At 64.5% G+C, this 19,608-nt stretch carries 16 protein-coding genes and 1 pseudogene; 9 read left to right on the top strand and 8 right to left on the bottom strand.

Annotated elements, in window-relative coordinates; genetic code table 11:
- Window positions 1-8: 8 nt before the first annotated feature.
- Window positions 9-533 (bottom strand): component of SufBCD complex, encoded by a 525-nt coding sequence (locus tag GBJ34_RS01690; protein WP_151717523.1) that lies wholly within the window; start codon window positions 531-533, stop codon window positions 9-11.
- Between the two features lie 214 nt (window positions 534-747).
- On the opposite strand from GBJ34_RS01690, the gene hemB reads away from it, so the two are divergent.
- Window positions 748-1,746 carry a porphobilinogen synthase gene (hemB, locus tag GBJ34_RS01695; protein WP_151717524.1) on the top strand — a complete coding sequence of 333 codons (999 nt, stop codon included), beginning with the start codon at window positions 748-750 and terminating at the stop codon, window positions 1,744-1,746.
- A gap of 104 nt (window positions 1,747-1,850) precedes the next feature.
- The gene (locus GBJ34_RS01700) at window positions 1,851-2,399 is read left to right on the top strand and encodes a lipid-binding SYLF domain-containing protein (protein WP_404811386.1); all 549 of its coding nucleotides are present in this window, start codon (window positions 1,851-1,853) and stop codon (window positions 2,397-2,399) included.
- Here GBJ34_RS01700 and GBJ34_RS01705 read toward each other — a convergent pair.
- Window positions 2,389-3,264, bottom strand: coding sequence for a hypothetical protein (locus tag GBJ34_RS01705; RefSeq protein WP_151717526.1), 876 nt, complete (start codon window positions 3,262-3,264; stop codon window positions 2,389-2,391). The genes GBJ34_RS01700 and GBJ34_RS01705 overlap by 11 nt on opposite strands.
- Before the next feature lie 134 nt (window positions 3,265-3,398).
- A complete protein-coding gene (locus GBJ34_RS01710) occupies window positions 3,399-4,262 on the bottom strand; it encodes an NAD(P)-dependent oxidoreductase (protein ID WP_151717527.1) in 864 nt (287 codons plus the stop codon).
- A 79-nt stretch (window positions 4,263-4,341) separates the two neighbouring features.
- Here GBJ34_RS01710 and GBJ34_RS01715 point away from each other — a divergent pair, with 79 nt between their 5' ends.
- Both GBJ34_RS01715 and GBJ34_RS01720 read left to right on the top strand, forming a co-directional pair.
- On the top strand, window positions 4,342-6,813 hold the full coding sequence (locus tag GBJ34_RS01715) for a penicillin acylase family protein (protein ID WP_151717528.1): 2,472 nt from the start codon (window positions 4,342-4,344) through the stop codon (window positions 6,811-6,813).
- Between the two features lie 226 nt (window positions 6,814-7,039).
- Window positions 7,040-8,209 (top strand): MFS transporter, encoded by a 1,170-nt coding sequence (locus tag GBJ34_RS01720; protein WP_151717529.1) that lies wholly within the window; start codon window positions 7,040-7,042, stop codon window positions 8,207-8,209.
- Window positions 8,210-8,261: 52 nt separating this feature from the next.
- On the opposite strand, the gene aroB is transcribed toward GBJ34_RS01720, so the two are convergent.
- Together aroB and GBJ34_RS01730 are read right to left on the bottom strand one after the other, a co-directional pair.
- Entirely contained in the window at window positions 8,262-9,395 is a 1,134-nt protein-coding gene (aroB, locus tag GBJ34_RS01725) for a 3-dehydroquinate synthase (protein WP_151717530.1), read from the bottom strand.
- Window position 9,396: 1 nt separating this feature from the next.
- Window positions 9,397-9,942 carry a shikimate kinase gene (locus GBJ34_RS01730; RefSeq protein ID WP_192931082.1) on the bottom strand — a complete coding sequence of 182 codons (546 nt, stop codon included), beginning with the start codon at window positions 9,940-9,942 and terminating at the stop codon, window positions 9,397-9,399.
- Between the two features lie 236 nt (window positions 9,943-10,178).
- Here GBJ34_RS01730 and GBJ34_RS21020 point away from each other — a divergent pair, with 236 nt between their 5' ends.
- From GBJ34_RS21020 to GBJ34_RS01745, 4 genes and pseudogenes are all read left to right on the top strand, one after another.
- Complete coding sequence (locus tag GBJ34_RS21020; RefSeq protein ID WP_264177056.1) at window positions 10,179-10,313, top strand: hypothetical protein; 135 nt, start codon at window positions 10,179-10,181, stop codon at window positions 10,311-10,313.
- Window positions 10,303-12,084, top strand: coding sequence for a hypothetical protein (locus GBJ34_RS01735; protein WP_151717532.1), 1,782 nt, complete (start codon window positions 10,303-10,305; stop codon window positions 12,082-12,084). The genes GBJ34_RS21020 and GBJ34_RS01735 overlap by 11 nt, the downstream gene beginning before the upstream one ends.
- Window positions 12,084-13,028: a site-specific tyrosine recombinase XerD gene (locus GBJ34_RS01740; RefSeq protein WP_192931075.1), complete on the top strand. Its 945-nt coding sequence runs from the start codon at window positions 12,084-12,086 to the stop codon at window positions 13,026-13,028. The genes GBJ34_RS01735 and GBJ34_RS01740 overlap by 1 nt, the downstream gene beginning before the upstream one ends.
- Window positions 13,013-13,984: pseudogene (locus GBJ34_RS01745) on the top strand (transporter associated domain-containing protein); the annotation flags it as partial. The gene GBJ34_RS01740 and the pseudogene GBJ34_RS01745, both read left to right, overlap by 16 nt.
- Window positions 13,985-14,080: 96 nt before the next feature.
- Here the strand turns inward: GBJ34_RS01745 and GBJ34_RS01750 are convergent.
- A complete protein-coding gene (locus tag GBJ34_RS01750; protein ID WP_151717534.1) occupies window positions 14,081-15,340 on the bottom strand; it encodes a CAP domain-containing protein in 1,260 nt (419 codons plus the stop codon).
- Window positions 15,341-15,525: 185 nt separating this feature from the next.
- Window positions 15,526-17,103 (bottom strand): helicase HerA-like domain-containing protein, encoded by a 1,578-nt coding sequence (locus tag GBJ34_RS01755; protein ID WP_151717535.1) that lies wholly within the window; start codon window positions 17,101-17,103, stop codon window positions 15,526-15,528.
- A gap of 509 nt (window positions 17,104-17,612) precedes the next feature.
- Here GBJ34_RS01755 and GBJ34_RS01760 point away from each other — a divergent pair.
- Entirely contained in the window at window positions 17,613-18,314 is a 702-nt protein-coding gene (locus GBJ34_RS01760; RefSeq protein ID WP_151717536.1) for an invasion associated locus B family protein, read from the top strand.
- Between the two features lie 72 nt (window positions 18,315-18,386).
- Here GBJ34_RS01760 and GBJ34_RS01765 read toward each other — a convergent pair whose 3' ends face one another.
- On the bottom strand, window positions 18,387-19,598 hold the full coding sequence (locus GBJ34_RS01765; protein WP_151717643.1) for a beta-ketoacyl-[acyl-carrier-protein] synthase family protein: 1,212 nt from the start codon (window positions 19,596-19,598) through the stop codon (window positions 18,387-18,389).
- Window positions 19,599-19,608: the final 10 nt, after the last annotated feature.

Consider the following 19,608-nt stretch of genomic DNA (forward strand, 5'->3'; position numbering starts at 1 on the left):
TCGGCCCCTCAATGCAGGACGCTGACCGACATGTTCTGATACATGCCCCAGAACGCGGTCAGCAGGATGGTCACCATGCCCGAAGCCTGAACGCCAAGGCGCAGCTTGATCAGCCGCGCCTGCAACGCCTCGCCGCTATGATCGCCATCGGCGATGCGATGCGCGGTGCGCACCGACAGGAACGACCAGAAGGTCAGCGGCAGCACAAGGCAGAACACGGCTTGCGCAAATTCCGCGCCATACCAGAAACCACTGACGGCCAATGCGGTCAGGATGAAGGCGGTGATGCCGGTGATCCACATGCCCGAGACATGCATGATGTAAAGCAGCCGGTTCACATGGATGCGCGCCAGTTCCTCCAGCACGGTCTGGGCGGCACCGCCCTGTCGGCGTGCGCGCAGGATCATGTCGAAGGGCACGCCCATGATGCGATGGCTGGCCATCCACCATTGCACGCCCAGCATGATCCAGAACCACAGATTGGAGAAGGACCGCATGTCGATCAATTCGACGATCAGGTCAAAGACATTCACGCGCGTGCTCCGGCAACTGCCCCCCGCACGGGGCCGACCGCGACATTCCTAACCTTGCGATGCGCGTTTATCCATGGCAGGCAGGCAGAAATTTCCGCCCGGCGCGCAGAAGACCGCGCAGCCGTGGCGGCGCAGCCAGATTTCGCCCAGTCCCGCCCTGTTATTGCCGTCGCCCGCCACCACCCGCCTGCCCGAGCCAGATCCCGAGGTCCCGATGCGCCCGATCCAAGCCGCCTATCCCACCACTCGCTTCCGCCGCACCCGCGCCAGCGACAGCCTGCGCCGGTTGACACAGGAAAACGTGCTGACGGTGCATGACCTGATCTGGCCGATCTTCATCCGTGACGGCGCGCATATCCGTGAGCCGATCCATTCGATGCCCGGCGTCAGCCGGTTGTCGATCGATCTGGCGGTGAAGGCGGCAGAAGAGGCTGCATCGCTTGGCATCCCGGCGATCTGCCTCTTTCCCTATACCGATCCTTCGGTGAAGACGGTTGGCTGCGAAGAGGCCTGGAATCCCGACAATCTGACCAATCGCTGCATTCGCGCCATCAAGGCGGCGGTGCCCGAGATGGCGATCATGACCGATATCGCCCTCGACCCCTATAACGCCAACGGCCATGACGGCTTGGTGCGGGACGGCATCATCCTGAATGACGAGACGGTCGAGGCGCTGGTGCGCATGGCGCTGGCACAGGCGGAAAGTGGCGCCGATATCCTCGGGCCCTCCGACATGATGGATGGCCGGGTGGGCGCAATCCGCGACGCGATGGAGGCGGCTGGCCACAAGGACATCGCGATCCTCAGCTATTCGGCCAAATATGCCAGTGCCTTTTATGGGCCGTTCCGCGATGCGGTCGGCGCATCCGGGGCACTGAAGGGCGACAAGAAGACCTATCAGATGAACCCCGGCAACAGCGATGAGGCCTTGCGCCTGATCGAGCGCGATCTGCGCGAGGGGGCTGATATGGTCATGGTGAAACCGGGGATGCCCTATCTCGATATCTGCCGTCGGGCCAAAGACACCTTTGGCGTGCCGACCTATGCCTACCAGGTCTCGGGCGAATACGCGATGATCCAGGGCGCGGCCGAGCGCGGCTGGATCAAGGGCGAAGAAGCGATGCTGGAAAGCCTGCTTGCGTTCAAGCGTGCGGGCTGTGACGGGATCCTGACCTATTTCGCCCCCACGGTTGCCCGATTGCTGCGCGGCTGATCGCCGAGGAACGGGCCGGGATTGGTGACAGATGCGCGAAACTTCGCTATAGCTGGTGGAAAGGGGGCAAAAGACCCCGAAACCAGAAAAATCGAGGCGTGCAGATGATTTCCAGACGAACCCTGATCGGCAGCGCGGGCGCTGCGGTGACGCTTGCGGCCTGTGGCAATGGCGTGGGCGGCAATGGCGCGGCGATGATCGATGCCCGCGTCGACGAGACCCGGAACCTTTTGTTCAATGCTTATCCCGGCACCCGGGATCTGGCGGGCAAGGCGCTTGGCGTCCTGTATATGCCGCTGGTCACCGAGGCCGGTTTCGGCATTGGCGGGGCCTTCGGGCGCGGCGCATTGCGCATCAAGGATGTGACGGTGGATTACTATTCCGCCGCCAAGGCCTCTGTCGGTTTGCAGATCGGTGCGCAGCAATATGCCCATGCGCTGTTCTTCATGACCGATGCGGCACTTGGCGATTTCCGCCGCTCGCAAGGCTGGGCTGCGGGGGCCGATCTGAAATATGCGACCCCCGAACAGGGGGCCAGCATCGGCAAGGACACGACCGAGATCGATCCGGTGATCGCGCTGGTTTTCGGTCAGGCCGGCCTGATTGCCGGGGCAACATTGTCGGGTACCAAATACACCCGCATCATCCCTTGATGATCTGATCCAGCTGCACCGGGGGGCTGGGCGGACAGCCCGCCTCCGGGCAGCGCCAGCTTTCCAGCAGATCCAGCCAACGTCGCGCCTCAGTCGCGGGGTCTGCGGTTTCCGATGCCGGGAAATGCAGCGACAGATCCCCCAGCCGCAGCCCGTGTTCCACCGATTCCGTGCCGTCGGTCAGCCGCGTATAGGCGATGACCTGCCCGGCGGGATCAAGCTGCAGATAAAGCTCGCGCATCTGTCCGCCAATCGTGCCGCTGCAGGCATAGCGCAATGCCTGCGGTCCGACCGATTGGGCGCTTGCCCCTGGCGCAAGCAGCCGCCCGCCCTGATACTGCCCACCGGACGCACGCACACAATCAATGAGCGCGGGATCATCCAGGATCGGCAGACGATTGAAACGCATTTCGGCAAAGGCATCGCAGGATTGCGCGGCATATTCCGGCTCCAACGTGCGGGCGCAAAGCCCGAGGATCAGGCCGCGCTCGGGATAGGCAATCGGGTGATAGACGCGCGGGATCTGATAGATCTTGCCGTCAAAAGCCAGATCCAGATCCTGTGGCTGCGGATGCATCCGATCCCAACCCCAGATCGCGCCCGCGCCAAGGCACAGCACCGCCATCACCTCAAAGGCGTTGCGCAGATGGCGCCTGCGCCGCGCCGGGCGGCCATGCCAGACCACCAGCAGGCCAAGGATCACGCTGACCGCCGCCAGAACCAGCACCGCAGGCAGCACCAGATGCACCCCGGGTGCCTCTGGATGCAGGGCCACCACGGCCAGTTTCACCAGAACAACGCCAAGCCCCGCCAAGGCCAGTGCCAGCCCCAACAGGCTGAACCAGATGCCACGCCAAGCAGTCAAACCGACTTCCTCCAAACGCCGTTTCGGCGTGCAAATACGCACAAGGAGCACACCGCACCCCACCAACATGCGCTGAAGCGCCGGATAGGTAAAGCCGAATTTCCCAAGCTATACCGACGGTTTAGGCCCGCGGCTTACAGCAGCCGGCGGATCAGGCTGGAGGTGTCGTTACGCCCGCCATCCATTTTCTGGACATCCTTGTAGAACTGATCGACCAGCGCGGTGACCGGCAGGCTGGCACCGATCTTGTCGGCGGCCTCAAGGCAGATCTTCAGATCCTTGCGCATCCAGTCCACCGCAAAGCCAAAGTCGAACTCACCCGCCAGCATGGTCTTGTGGCGATTGGCCATCTGCCAGCTGCCAGCCGCACCCTGGCTGATCACCTCGACCACCGCCGCGCCGTCCAGGCCCGCCTTCTGGCCAAAAGCCAGGGCTTCCGACAGGCCTTGCACCAAACTTGCGATGCAGATCTGGTTCATCATCTTGGCGATCTGGCCCGCGCCGCTATCGCCCATGCGGCGGCAGATCCGGGCATAGGCGGCAATCACCGGCTCTGCCCGGTCATATTCGGATTGCACGCCGCCGCACATCACCGACAGCACGCCATTCTGGGCGCCCGCCTGCCCGCCCGAGACCGGCGCATCGACAAAGCCCTTGCCCTCGGCCGCGGCAATCGCCGACAGCTCGCGCGTGACAGATTCCGACACGGTCGTGTGATCGACAAAGACCACGCCGGGTGCCATGCCCGCAAAGGCCCCGTCAGGCCCAAGGCAGATGCTGCGCAGATCATCGTCATTGCCGACGCAGGCCATCACAAATTCGGCACCTTCCGCCGCTTCGCGCGGGGTGGCAGCGGCACGGCCACCATGTTCGGCAACCCAGGCATTCGCCTTTGCGCCATTGCGGTTATAGACCGTGACCTCATGCCCTTTGGCCTTCAGATGACCCGCCATGGGGTAGCCCATGACGCCCAGGCCCAGAAATGCTACTCTTGCCATCGGTGCCGCTCCTGCGATTGCCCTGCCTTGCGGTTTCGACTAGGAACGCAACTCGCATCCAAGGTCAAGGACGCCTCTTGTGCTGACGCTTTTCCGCTGGCTTACCCGTATCGTCACCGGCCTGATCCTGCTGTCGCTGGCTGCGACGGCGATCATCTACTGGTTCCTGTCGCGATCGCTGCCCGATTATGACGAGGATTTTACGGTGGCGGGGATCTCTGCCCCGGTCGATATCGTGCGCAACAATGACAATGTGCCGCATATCTTTGGTGCCACCGATGCGGATGTCTATTACGCGCTTGGCTTTGCCCATGCGCAGGACCGGCTGTGGCAGATGACCATGCTGCGCCGCACCGCCCAGGGACGCCTGTCGGAACTGTTCGGCCAGCGCACCGTGAAGATCGACGAGCTGATGCGGCGCTATGACCTTGAAGGTCTGGCCCGCGCCTCGCTTGCGGCGCAGGATCCGCAGACCCGCGACGCGTTGGAGGCCTATGCCCGTGGCGTGAACAGCTGGATCGAGCAGGTCAATCTGGGCGCGCGCGGCCGTGGCGCGCCGGAGTTCTTCTTTTTCTCCAATGAAATCGCTGCATGGCAGCCCGCCGACAGCCTTGCCATCCTCAAGCTGATGGCGTTGCAACTCAGCAGCCAGATGTCGCAAGAGGTGCTGCGGGCCCGCATGTCGATGCTGCTGCCCGGCAATCGGCTGCGCGATATCCTGCCCGATGTGCCGGGCGCGGGTGTGGCGGCCCTGCCCGATTATGCCAGCCTGATGCCCGGCGTCGTGCCGTCGCAGACCGCGATGACGCTGGACCGTGACCCGCTGTCGCCCATTGCCCCGCGTGAACTGGCCGGGGCCTCCAACGCCTGGGCGGCAGCATCGTCGCGGGCCGCAGCGGGTGGCGCGCTTCTGGCCAATGATCCGCATCTGGGCTTCACCGCGCCGACCATCTGGTATCTGGCCCGGCTGGAGCTGCAAAGCGGCGGCGTGATCGGCGCCACCATTCCGGGCGTACCCGCCGTGCTGATCGGCCGGAAAGAGGCGCTTGGCTGGGGGCTGACCACGGCTTATGTCGATGATCAGGATGTGTTCATCGAAGAGGTGAACCCGGAAAACCCCGAAGAATATCGCACCCCCGAGGGTTGGAAGCGGTTTCAGACCCGCCGCACCATCTTGCAGGTAAAGGATGGCGATCCGATCACCCTGACGCTGCGCTGGACCGAGAATGGCCCGGTCCTGCCCGGCAGCCATTATGATCTGGCCTCGATCACGCCGGGCGGCCATGTCGCATCCGTCGGGTGGACGGCGCTGTCCGACAAGGACACCTCGATGAGTGCCGCGATTGCGCTGATGCAGGCCAGCAACCGCGCGGCGGCGCTGGAGGCGGGGCGTCTGGTGGTTGCGCCGGCGCAAAACCTGATGCTGGCCGACCGCGACGGGATCGCCATGCAGGTGGTGGGTGCCGTGCCCGCCCGCGATCCGCGCCACGAGACGCAAGGCCGGATGCCTGCCCCCGGCTGGAAGCCCGAGAACCGCTGGCAGGGGATCGAACCCTATGACACCAACCCGCGTTTCGTCGATCCGGTTTCGGGCATTTTGGGCAATACCAACAACAAGACCATCGACCGCCCCTTCCCGCAGCATCTGAGCTTCAATTGGGGGGACACACAACGCATTCAGCGCTGGCTGGCCCTGATGAAGACCCGCGAAGTTCATACCCGCGAAAGTTTCATCGAGGCGCAGCTGGATACCGTCAGCCCTGCCGCGCGCAGCCTGTTGCCGCTGATCGGGGCCGAGCTGTGGTTCACCGGCGAGGCGGCACCCGAGGGCACGCCCGAACGAATGCGCCAGAAGGCGCTGGATCTGATGGCGAAATGGAACGGCGAGATGAACGAACATCTGCCAGAACCGCTGATCTATCAGGCCTGGATGCGCCGTTTGCAGGACCGGCTGATCCGCGACGATATCGGCCCGATGGCCGATGAATTTGCCCATTTCGACCCGGTCTTCCTGGAACGCGTTTTCCGCAATGTCGATGGCGCCTCGGAATGGTGTGACGTCGTGCAATCGGCTGTTGTCGAGACCTGCGCCGATCTGGCCCGCATCGCGCTGGACGAGGCGCTGTTGTCGCTGTCGGAACGCTATGGCCGCAATGTCGAAAGCTGGCGTTGGGGCGACGTGCATCAGGCGGTGCAGGATCACCCCGTCCTCGGCAATGTCGCGCTGCTTCGGTATTTCGTGAATATCCGCCAAAGCACCAGCGGCGATGACCACACGCTGATGCGGGGCCGCACGCGTGGCACCGGGCCGGACCCGTTCCAGAATGTGCATGGCGCGGGCTATCGCGGGGTCTATGATTTTGGCGATCCCGACAGTTCGGTCTTCATCACCTCAACGGGGCAATCGGGCCATCCGCTGAGCCGCCATTACGACAATCTGGGCGAACGCTGGCGGCGCGGCGAATATATTCCGATGAGTCTTGATCCCGAACTGGCCCGGGCAGCGGCGGCGGGGGAAACCATCCTGACCCCGCTTGCACCAGAGCAGTAATCAGATGACCGGGCACCCTGCCCGGTTTTTTGGCAGCTGACGGATCACAATGCGCGCGCAAGTGGCGCGGCGCAGCACCGTGACAGAGAATTCACATATCTGGCATGGTGCTTTTCCGCGGCAGATGTTACCGCAAACGCGCCGCGCTTTCTCAGCCCGGACACCCCCTTTCGCTTCCTCCTCCTGCGCTGCGGTTCCGGCTGCGGTGCCGATCCGGGTCCATTCGATGTCGCATACGCCAAACCTGAAACTCACCATCCTTGCCCTGGCGCTTGGATCCTTTGCCATCGGCACTTCCGAATTTGCGGCCATGGGGCTTTTGCCTTGGTATGCCGCCGATCTTGGCGTGACCGAGCCGATGGCAGGCCATGTGGTCAGCGCCTATGCGCTTGGCGTCGTGGTCGGCGCGCCGATCACCTCGATCCTTGGTGCAAAACTGCCGCGTCGGCGCTATCTGGCGGCGCTGATTGCGATTTATGGCGTGATGAACCTGATCGCCGCGGTCTTGCCCGGCTATGCCACGCTGGTTGGCGCGCGTTTTCTGGCCGGTCTGCCGCATGGCGGATTTCTGGGCGTGGCCATGCTGTTTGCGGCCGATGCCCTGCCGAAAGAGCAACGCGCGCGTGGCGTGACCCATGTCCTGCTGGGCCTCACCATCGCCAATATCATCGGTGTGCCCTTCGCCAATCTGCTGGGGCAAGGCTTTGGCTGGCGATGGGGCTTTGGCCTACCCGGCCTGCTGGCGCTGGTGGCCGCGATCCTGATCCTGCGACTGGCGCCGCGCGTCGGCGCCGTGCCGGGTGCCAATCCGCTGGCAGAGCTGCGGGCCCTGATCAACCCATCGGTCCTGATGATCCTGCTGGTCGGGGCCATCGGCTTTGGCGGGCTGTTTGCGGTCTATTCCTATCTCTCGGCAGCCATGCTGGCCACGACACAGCCGCCCGCATGGGCGGTGCCCGCAGCCTTGTCGGCCTTTGGCATCGGCGGCACGCTTGGCAGTATCGGCGCGGCCCGTATGACGATCTGGCTGAAACCCTTTGGCGCGGCGCTGGCACTGATCCTGTTTTCGCTGTTCACCCAAGGCTTTGCGTCTTTCGCCGTAGGCAATTGGCCGTTGATGGTGGCCTCGGCGCTTCTGCTCGGCCTTGGTTCTGGCATGGTAGTGCCGCTACAGACCCATCTGATGGATGTGGCCGGGAATGCGCAATCCATGGCCGCCGCGATGAACCACGCGGCCTTCAACGCGGCCAATGCGCTTGGTCCCTGGCTTGCCGGTCTGGCGCTGGCGGCAGGTTGGGGTTGGCAGTCATCGGGCTATGTCGGGATCGGGCTGTCCCTGGCGGGGCTGGTCGCCCTGGTGCTGGCCTGGGGCGTCGAACGCCGCAAGACCGCCTGACATCACGCATATGAAAAGGGCGGGGATGATCCCGCCCTTTTGCTTTCTGGCGTCAGCCCCGTTGGCGCAGCGCGTCCCGCAACAGCGTCAGCACCGTATCGCCCGGCACATCCGCCGCGACAAAGGCCTGACCGATGCCGCGCGCCAGAATGAAGCGCAACTGGCCGTCAACCACCTTCTTGTCCTGTCCCATCAGAGCCAACAGGGTTTCGGCATCCGGCAGATCGCCCGGGATATCGGCCAGATCGACCTTCATCCCCATCGCCCGCAGATGCGCCCTGACCCGGCTTGGCGCCTCTTGCGCGCAAAGGCCAAGGCGTTGGCTCAATTCAAACGCCAGCGCACAGCCGATCGCCACGCCCTCGCCATGCAGCAGCCGATCAGAATAGCCGGTGGCCTTTTCCAGCGCGTGACAGAAGGTATGACCCAGATTGAGCAGGGCACGGTCGCCCTCCTCCGTTTCGTCGCGCGCGACGATCTCGGCCTTCATCTGCACCGAGCGGCGCACCGCATATTGCCGCTTTGCCGGATCTCGGGCGAGGTCGGGGGCGTTCCCTTCCAGCCAGTCGAAGAAATCGGCGTCACCCAGCAGACCGTATTTCACCACCTCGCCGTAGCCGGCCAGAAAATCGCGCGGGGCAAGGCTGTCCAGCACATCGATATCGGCCAGAACGAGGCTGGGCTGATGGAAGGCACCGACAAGGTTCTTGCCCTGCGGCGTGTTGATGCCGGTCTTGCCGCCGACCGAGCTGTCGACCTGCGCCAGAAGCGTGGTCGGAATCTGCACGAAGCGCACGCCGCGCCGCAGGACGGATGCTGCAAAGCCCACCAGATCGCCGATGACGCCACCGCCAAAGGCCACCACGACATCGCGGCGTTCCACCTTCTGTTCCAGCAGCCATTCCACGCTGCGGGCGAATTGCGGCCAGCCTTTGGTGCCTTCGCCCGGCGGCAGCGCGAGGCTTTCCGAGGCGATGCCTGCGGCTGCCAGCGCATCCTGCAATGCGGCCAGATGCTGGGCCGCCACCGTTTCATCGGTGATGATCGCCACGCGCTTGCGGCGCAGCAGCGGCGCGATCTCGGCGCCCGCCCGCCCGATCAGCCCCTGACCGATGCGCACCTCATAGCTGCGCGCGCCAAGCGCCACCGGGACCATATCCATGGTCGCCACGTCCAAGCCTGCCATCTCATACCCTTTCCAGAACGTCGGCGCGCCCACGCAGCGCCTCGATCACGCGCAGCGCCATGCCGTCGATCGCCAGGTCCTGGGCCGCATCCACCGCCAGATCCGCCATGCCATAATAGGGCACCCGCGCCTCATAGAGATTGCGCAGCGTCTCGCGTGGGTTGGCGGTGCGCAAAAGCGGTCGGGTGGTCTTGTGCCGCACCCTTTGCCATAGCAAATCCAGATCGGCGCGCAGCCAGACCGATACGCCCGCCTGCTTGATGATGGCGCGGTTGCGGTCCGACAGGAAGGCCCCGCCCCCGGTCGACAGCACGCAAGGCGGCCCGCCGACCAGGCGGGCGATCACCTCGGATTCGCGGGCGCGGAAGAACGGTTCGCCGTCGCGTTCGAAAATCTCGGCGATGGAGCGTTGCGCAGCCTCGACAATCGCCTCGTCGGAATCGCGGAACGGCACGGCCAGCATTCGCGACAGCGCGGTTCCCACCGCCGTCTTGCCCGCCCCCATCATGCCCACCAGCACCACGGTTTTCAGCAGCCGTTCCTTCACCAACCCCTCCAATCGCGTGACAATCGACCCGCAAAGCCGGGCGATCTGCCCGGTTGCCTGGCCGGTCGGGCGAAAATCCGCGCCCTCACGACGTTTTTCCCTGAATGGCGTGAAGTCGCGGCAATTGCCATATATAATCGCCATATAAAACCGAACGAAACGCCTGCGGCCCCTTGGCTTCCGTCATCGGGAAAGCCATTTAAGGGGCAGCAATTCGAGGAAGGACAGGGGCAGCCATGGGACGGATCATCAAACTGGTGCTGGTGCTCGTGGTGCTCGGTTTTATCGGGCTGACCGGCTATGCCTATCTGGGCGATCTGCAGCCGCCACAAGCCCAGGTCACCAAGCCGGTGGCGGTGGATGGCAACTGATCGGCATCTGGCCAGGCTGCTGGCGCTTGGCCTTGTCGCAGCCGTGGTCGCGTCCGGGGGCGCGACGGGGCCTGCGGCAGCCGAAGGGCCGCTTTCCGCAATCGACTGGCTGTCGAAATCGGTGACCAGTCCGCGTGGCGCGGCGGTGCCCGCGCCCAAAGCTGCGGCCCAGCCCAAGCGCCGGGCCAAGCCCGAGGGCACTCGGCCGCAATCGGGCCGCGCGCAAGAAAGCCGATCCCAGGAAAGCCGGCCTCTGGCCGGAAAGCCCGCCAATCCCGACAGTCTGGTGCCCAAACCCGGATCGCAACTGCCGCGCGGCACGGCCTTGCCGGCCTCGGTCCCTCTGCCGCAGCACCTGCCGGATGAGCCCGCGATCACCAAGGATGCAACGCCGGGCACGATCTCTGCCATGGTGCTTGGCAAGCCCACGCCCGATGGTGTCGGCCTGCTGACCGCCGCGCAGACCGGCTTGCCGCATCGCCTTTGGGGGCTGGCGCGCAGCGAGGATATCGCGCGCATGATCACGGCCGAACGATCAGAGACATTGCCCGCGCTGCAAGGGCTGCTGATGACCCTCTTGCTGGCCGAGGCCGAGCCGCCGGTGGACAGTGGCGGGCGCGGCATCTTCCTGCTGGCGCGCATCGACAAGCTGTTGTCGATGGGGGCGCTGGAACAGGCCATGGTGCTGAGCGATATGGCGGGCACCCCCTCGCCTGATCTGTTCCGCCGCCGTTTCGACATCGCCCTGCTGACCGGCACCGAAGATGCCGCCTGCGAGGAAATGCAATCGGCCCCGCATCTGGCGCCGACCCTGCCTGCCCGGATCTTCTGCCTTGCCCGCGCAGGCGACTGGCAGGCGGCGGCGCTGACCCTTGGCACCGCGCAGGCGCTTGGCCAGGTCGACCCCGCCGATGAAGATCTGTTGCTGCGTTTCCTTGATCCGGCCGAGGCGGACGGGGCCGAGCCGCTGCCGCCGCCCGGCCATCCGACGCCGCTGGTCTGGCGCATGTATGAGGCGATCGGCGAGCCGCTTCCGACGCTTGGCCTGCCGGTGGCCTTCAGCCATGCCGAACTGCGCCCGCAATCGGGCTGGAAAGCCCGGGTCGAGGCGGCGGAACGGCTGGCGCGGCTGGGGGCCATTCCGCCGAACCAGCTGCTTGGGCTTTACACGGAACGTCGCCCGGCGGCCTCTGGCGGGGTCTGGGACCGGATCGCCGCCTTCCAGCGCTTTGATCGCGCCATGTCGCTTGGCGCGCCGGAAGGCATTGCCGCAGCCCTGCCCGCCGCGTGGGACGCCATGACTTCGGTCGATCTGGAGGCCCCCTTTGCCCAGCTTTACGGCGCGCGCCTTGCGCAGCTGCCGCTGACCGGGGATGCCGCGGCCCTGGCCCTGCGGGTGGGCCTGTTGTCACCCGCCTATCAGGCGGTGGCCAAAGCCCGCTCCGAGGAAATGCCCGCCCCCGATCTGCAGGAACGCTTTCTGATCGGTATCGCGCTTGGCGATCTGCAGGGCGTGACCCCGCCCGACAGCATGTCGCGTGCCATTGCGCCGGCCTTTCTGGCCCCGAGCTTGACCGAGGATGCGCAACGCCTGCTGGATGAACGCCGGGTGGGCGAGGCCTTGCTCCTGGCGCTGGATATGGTCGGGCGCGGGGTCTATGGCGATCCGCGCGGTGTGGCCGACGGGCTTTCGGTGCTGCGCAAGCTGGGGCTGGAAGACACCGCGCGCCGCACCGCGCTGGAACTGTTGTTGCTGGAACGGCGCGGCTGATGACGCAGGATATGCAGCGCTGGATCTCGACATTTCTCGATGCGCAGGCCGCCGAGCGCGACGCCGCGCGCAACACCCGGCTGGCCTATGGCCGTGACCTGCTGGATTTCGCGGGCTGGCTTGGCCATCGGAAGCTGGATTTTCAGCAGGCCAGCCGCGAGACGGTGGAAGATTACCTGATCTCCTGCGAGGCCGATGGCCTGTCGAAATCCACCCGCGCGCGCAGGCTTTCCGCGATCCGCCAGCTTTATCGGTTCGCGCATGAGGAAGGCTGGCGCGCCGACAATCCGGCGCTGCGCCTGAAAGGGCCCGGGCAGGACCAGCGTCTGCCCAAGATCCTGACCCATGACGAGGTGGACCGGCTGCTGGAAGCCGCGCGCGACAAGGGCCGCTCGCTGGATGATCAGATCCGCAATCGCGCGCTGTTGGAACTGCTGTATGCCACCGGGATGCGGGTCAGCGAACTGGTTGAATTGCCGGTTGCCGCGGTGCGCGGCGATCCGCGAATGATTTTGGTGCGTGGCAAGGGCGGCAAGGAACGTATGGTGCCGCTGTCGCAGCCTGCGCGCGAGGCAGTGGCGGAATGGCTGATCCGTCGTGACCGCAATGAGGAGCTGGAACGCAAGCAGGGCCGGCCACCGTCGAAGTTTCTGTTCGCGAGCCGGGGCGTCGAAGGCCACCTGACGCGCAACCATTTCTATGTGCTGATCAAGCAGATCGCGGTTCTGGCTGGCGTCAGCCCGGAAAAGGTAACGCCGCACACCCTGCGCCACGCCTTCGCCACCCATCTTCTGGCGGGGGGGGCCGATCTGCGGGTGATCCAGACCCTGCTGGGGCACGCCGATGTCGCAACGACCGAGATCTATACCCATGTGCTGGATGACCACCTCAAGGCGCTGGTGCTGGAGCACCACCCCCTCGCCCAGAAATCGGATCGCGAATGACCCCTGAGACCCTGGCCACCGCCGCCGATCCGCAAATCTGGCACCCGCAAGTCTGGCCCGTCCTCCTGTTTGGCCTGGTGCTTGGCTTCGCCGCGACACTGATCGTGCAGCATCTGCAACGCCTGCGCCAGCAGCGCCAGCCACATGACGCGCGCGAGGATCTGGCCGAGGCGATCGCCCAAAGCCTGTCCGAAGGCACGGTGGAACAGGCCGATCGTGACCGCCTGCTTGGCGCGCTGAATCTTGGGGCCCGCACGGTTGAAGAGGTGATGAAACACCGCCGTAATATCGAGATGATCGATGCGGGTCTTGCCCCTGAAACCGTGCTGAGCCAGGTGCTGGCCTCGCCCCATACCCGCCTGCCGCTATTTCGCGATGATCCGGAAAACATCGTGGGCGTCATTCATGCCAAGGACCTGTTGCGCGAGGTGGAACGGCTGGTGCGGATTGGCCCCGATCTGGGCCCCGGCCCGGGTGACGCGCCCGAAGGGCTGGCGGGGCTTGATCTGATGAAGGTGGCGAAGAAGCCCTATTTCGTGCCAGAGACCACGCCGCTGGATGAACAGATGCGCGAGTTTCTGAAGCGGCGCACGCATTTCGCGCTGGCCGTCGATGAGTATGGCGCGCTGCAGGGGTTGATCACGCTGGAGGATATCATCGAGGAGATCGTGGGCGATATCCGCGACGAGTTCGATCCGGTCCAGAAGGAACCCGCGCTGAAATCCGATGCGCAGGGTGATTACAGCATTGATGGCGCGTTGCCGATCCGGGAGTTGAATCGGCTGATGGATTGGGCGCTGCCCGATAACGAGGCCAACACGATCGCGGGTCTGGTGATTCACGAGGCACAGATGATCCCCAATGAGGGGCAGGCCTTCCACTTCCACGGCTTCCGCTTCGAGGTGGTGACGCGGCGCGAGAACCGCCTGACCCGGCTGAAGATCCGCAAGTTGTGAAAATAACCGCCCCCTGCGGGGCGGTTATTTGAACTTAGGGCTGCGCCAGGTTCACTTTGGGGCCAGACCTGATCGGGGTCAGGCGAAGTTGGCCGATCAGATTACGTCGATGAAATCGGCCAGACCGCGCGTGGTTTTCACCCCGCTCAGCAGCAGCGTATCGCCACCGCCGAAATCGAACAGAACGCCCGCCTTGGTCACATCGGCGAATTTGCTGATGATCTGCGCATCCGTCATCTTGCGCGAGCCCGACCACAGCGCGTCATCAAGCACCAGACGATCCGCGCCGGTGCCGAAATCGGTGATCGTGTCCTTGCCATACCCTTTGGAAAAGACGAAGCGATCGGCCCCGCTGTCGCCGGTCAGGCGATCGGCACCCTTGCCGCCATCCAGCGTGTCATTGCCCGCGCCGCCGCGCAGCGTGTCGTCACCCGCAAGGCCCATCAGCTTGTTATTGCCGCGATTGCCGGTGAGGCCGTTTTTCCCCGCGCTGCCGGTCAGATCGATATCGCCGATGCCGAGGGCTTCCATATGGCGGATTGGCCCGGAGATCAGCTTGGCATCGCCCGAAACCTTCAGCAGCGTGCCGCCGACGACATCAAGTTTCACATTGCCATCATTCAGCGAGATCTCGACCTTGGTCTGGGTCTTGCTGGGGCCGATATTCACCACGACCTCATCGCCGGGCTTGGCCTTCAGGCTATAGCCGCCTGCGGTCATGGTCTTGGTCGCAGCCCCGCCCGCAAGGGACATGGCCAGATTGGCCGTGCCTTCGCCGATGGAATAGAAGCCGTCCTTGTTCTTGTCGGTATAGGCCACGCCGGTCACATAGGCGCGGGCGTTGGAATAAGAGAAGACCTCAACCCCGACCTCGCCATAGGAATAGCCGCCGACCCTCAGGTCACCCTTCACATGCGCGTAGCCAATCTCGCGCTGATCTGAGTCGAGCATCCCCTTGCGGTGCGCCGGGCTGAGCATCCAGCCCTTGTGAAATTCATCGATCAGCACCTTGTCGCTGCGGCCGGAATTGGTCAGGGCACCGATATTCTCGCTCCAGCCCCAGCCGGCCTTGTCGGTCTTGAAGCCCAGATTCAGCAAACGGTCACCCGCGCTGTCATTCTTGCCGCCCTGACGGTGGTCGAACTTGTCGACCTTGATCATCCAGTTGGCATGGGCAACCGATGCCTTCTCCGCCACGGCATCAGGTGCCACGACCTGCATGGGCTTGGAAGAGATCGTGCCGCGTGACAGGCCGTCATTCAGGCCCACGCCATAGCGCTTGGCCTCGCCCGCCGGATCCAGCCGGGCGCGGTTGATCAGCTCGATGGCATATTGTTCGGCGGCAGTCAGGTTCATGTCGCGTCGTCCTTTTGGGCGCGCCGGGGCAGGTTCAGACCGTCAGACCTTTCGCCGGTCGCATCCACCTGTCCAGGAAAGCGCAAAAATCTTGCCAGAGCATGAATCATGAACCGGCGTATTATTTCTATAACCACAAAAATGTGGCGAGGCTCGATCACAAATGCTGCAAAAATGAGCCGAACTCATCTTTTTCCGAATATCGTTCCCAAGACGCCACGCACCACGGCCTGTCCGGTGCGGCTGCCAAGCTGGCGGGCAAAGCTCTTGGCAAAGGCCTCGGTCACGCTGTCGGACCGGCTGGAGCTGCTGCGCGGCCTGGGTTTTGGGGCCTCGGCCATGCGCCCGCCATCATAACGGCGCCCCTTGTTGAATTCGCGCAATTCGCCCGGATCGATGCGCAGATCGCTGCCCGCCTGCGATGCGGTCTCCTGCGCCTCGGCGGTTTTGGCCGCGGCCTCTGCCCGCGCGCGCAGCAGCTCATAGGCGGATTCGCGGTCGATCAGCGCATCATATTTGCCCTTCACCGGCGAGGCCGCCATGATCTGCGCCCGCATGGCCGCATCAATCGGCCCGACCTGCGAGGATGGCGGGCGGATCAAGGTGCGCTGCACGATGCCCGGCACGCCCTTGGCCTCCAGGAACGAGGTCACCGCCTCGCCGGTGCCAACCTCGCGGATCGCGTCCTCGGTCTTGAAGTCGGGATTGTCGCGATAGGTCTGGGCCGCCATGCGCAGATCCTTCTGATCCTTGGCGGTAAAGGCGCGCAGCGCGTGCTGGACGCGGTTGCCCAGCTGGCCAAGGATCGCCTCGGGCACATCGGCCGGGTTCTGGGTGATGAAATAGACCCCCACCCCCTTGGACCGGATCAGCCGCGCGACCTGTTCCACCTTCTGCACCAGTGCCTTGGGCGCATCATTGAACAGAAGATGCGCCTCATCGAAGAAGAAGACGAGCTTCGGCTTATCGGGGTCGCCCACCTCGGGCAGTTCCTCGAACAGTTCCGACAACAGCCAAAGCAGGAATGTCGCGTAAAGCCGCGGGCTGTTCATCAGCTTGTCAGAGGCCAGGATATTGACCCGGCCCTTGCCCGAGGGATCGACCAGCATCAGGTCCGACAGTTGCAAGGCGGGCTCGCCGAACAGCTTGGCGCCGCCCTCATTCTCCAGCACCAGCAGGCGACGCTGGATCGCCCCGATCGAGGCGGGTGCCACCAGGCCATAGCGGGTGGAGATCGTATCGGCATTCTCGCCGATAAAGACCAGCATCGCTTGCAGATCCTTCAGATCCAGCAGCGCCAGCCCTTCCTCATCGGCCAGACGGAAGGCCACGTTCAAGACGCCCTCCTGCGCCTCGGTCAGCTCGAGCAACCGCGACAGCAAGAGCGGCCCCATTTCCGAGATGGTCGCCCGGATCGGATGGCCCTGTTCGCCGAACAGATCCCAGAAGGTCACCGGGCAGGCATCGTAACGCAGAGCCAGCCCGATGGTCGCCGCGCGCTTGGTAAAGGCATCATGCAGCTTGCCCGCCTCGGACCCGGCGCAGGCCAGACCCGACAGGTCGCCCTTGATGTCGGACAGAAAGACCGGAACCCCTGCCGCCGAGAACCCTTCGGCCAGAACCTGAAGGGTCACCGTCTTGCCGGTGCCGGTCGCCCCCGCAATCAGGCCGTGACGATTGCCGTATTTGAGCAGAAGGTTCTGCGGCAAGGCGTATTGCGCACCGCCACCGCCCACGAAGATTTCTGCCGGATCGCCGCTCATGTTCTGTTCCCACCCAAACGCAGTTTCGTTGAAAATACAGCGAAATCCCGATCCCGCCAGCCCCGAGATCACCGCCCGGCGGAAAAGCCGCCACGCGCCGCCAGGGGGAACACATGTTCATTTCATGACAGCCCCTGCTGCGGCAGGAAAATTCTGTTGACCTGTGCCGGAACAGACACTAGCGTCATCTTCAATGAAGTCGGCCAGTCCGACAGGGAGCAAAATGAAGGTTGGTATCGGTCAACGATACCAACCTTTTTCTTTGTCCAATCCCTTTTTCTATCCAAGCAAAGATGGCTGCCGGATTCTGATCGCTTCCAGAGTCTTCCGGGCATCCGGTCCGTCGCACAGCCTTCGGGATGACTCCTGCGCGATGCGGCCCGGGTGATTTTGCGGCCAGATCCTTGCGATGCTGCGGTGGCGGAAACCGGCTTTCACGGCTTTTTGCAACTGACTCGTGCCGCAGGTCGTGTTACATGCGCCCCATCATCATTTGAGGACCATTCACGATGTCGATGATTGACACGACCAAGGCTATCGCCCTCGCCCTGTCGCTGGGGATGACGGCGGGTGCCGCCGTCGCGCAGGACAGCACGACCCCGGCCGCACCTGCCGCCGAGGCCCCCGCAGCCGAGGCCCCTGCCGTTGATGCGACCACGCCCGCAGCCCCCGGAAGCGAAGCCCCTGCGGCCCCCGCTCCGGCAGCCGAGGCCCCGGCCGGGGCCGCAGCGCCCGCCGCCGATGGTCTGGGCTCGGTCTACCTGAAAGGCACCGAGGGCGATTGGCAGATGCGCTGCATCCGCGTCGAGGCCGACCAGATCGAACCCTGCCAGATGTATCAGTTGCTGAAGGACAAGGATGGCAATTCGGTCGCCGAAGTGTCGCTGTTCCCGCTGCCCGCGGGCCAGCAAGCGGTGACGGGCGCGACCATCTCGGTGCCGCTGGAAACCCTGTTGACCGCGAACCTGACGCTGCAGATCGACCAGAGCAAGCCGCGCGTCTATCCCTTCACCTGGTGCGACCGTGAAAGCTGCATCGCGCGTGTGGGCTTCACCAAGGAAGACCTCGCCGCGCTGAAAGCTGGCAACAAGGGCACGCTGACCATAGTTCCGGTGATTGCGCCGGATCAACAGGTCAATCTGAGCCTGTCGCTCAAGGGCTTCACCAAATCCTATGACTCCATGCCGGTGCCGCCGCTGCCGCAGCAGTAAGCGCGCCGCGCAGAAAAGAAGGCCGCGCCCGTCAACGGGCGCGGCCTTTTCATATCCGGCAGATGCCTCGGCTTATGGCGCGGATTTCAGCGCCAGCACCGCGTTCAGCCCGCCAAAGGCGAAGGCATTGCTCAGCACCGCCTTGACGCGGGCCTGACGGGCCACATTCGGCACGACATCCAGCGCGCATTCGGGATCGGGCTCCTCATGGTTGATCGTGGGGGCGATCACCCCGTCACGCAGCGCCATGATACAGGCCAGCAGCTCCACCGCGCCGGTGCCACCGATCAGATGGCCATGCATGGATTTGGTCGATGAGATCATCACCCGATCCGCCTGCGCCCCGAAAACCTCGGCCACCGCCGCACATTCGGTGCGGTCATTGGCTGCCGTGCCGGTGCCATGGGCATTGATGTAGCCCACATCCTCGGGCGTCAGGCTCGCATCGCGCAGGGCCCCCGACATGGCCCGCGCCGCGCCATGTTGCGACGGCATCACGATATCGCCTGCATCCGAGGTCATGGCAAAGCCTGCCACCTCGGCCAGAATATCCGCGCCGCGCCTGGCCGCATGTTCGTAATCCTCGAACACGAAGACGGCCGCCCCTTCGCCCTGCACCATGCCGTCGCGGTTCAGCGAGAATGGCCGGCATGCGCTGCGTGACATGACCCGCAGCCCTTCCCAGGCCTTGATGCCACCAAAACACAGCATCGATTCCGCACCGCCCGTCAGCACCGCCTTGCACTGGCCCTGACGCACCATCCCGAACGCCTGCCCCATCGCGTGATTGCTGGAGGCACAGGCGGTCGACACGGTAAAGACCGGGCCACGCAGGTTGAACTCCATCGACAGATGGCTGGCCGCGGCGTTGTTCATCAGCTTGGGCACGACGAAGGGATGAACGCGGTTCTTGCCCTCTTCATAGACCGTGCGGTAATTCTCGTCCCAGGTGTTCACGCCGCCAGCGGCGGTGCCCAGGACCACGCCGGACTCATAGCCCAGATGGCCGTCGAAGTTCAGCCCCGCCTGCGCCACGGCCTCGCGCGCGGCCAAAAGGGTGAACTGGGTGAATTTGTCATAGAAGACAATCTGCTGGCGGTTGAAGTGCAGATCCGGGTTCCAGTCACGCACCTGCCCGCCGATCTGGATCGACAGCCGCTCCACATCGCGCACATCCAGCGCGCCGATGCCGCAACGCGCCTCGCGCAGCGCCTCCAGCGTGCCCTTCACATCGCGGGCCAGCGCATTGACCGTGCCCGCGCCCGTGATCACCACGCGCCGCAGCCCGTTCGGT

The sequence above is a fragment of the Gemmobacter serpentinus genome (assembly GCF_008973825.1).
Taxonomy (GTDB): Bacteria; Pseudomonadota; Alphaproteobacteria; order Rhodobacterales; family Rhodobacteraceae; genus Gemmobacter; species Gemmobacter serpentinus.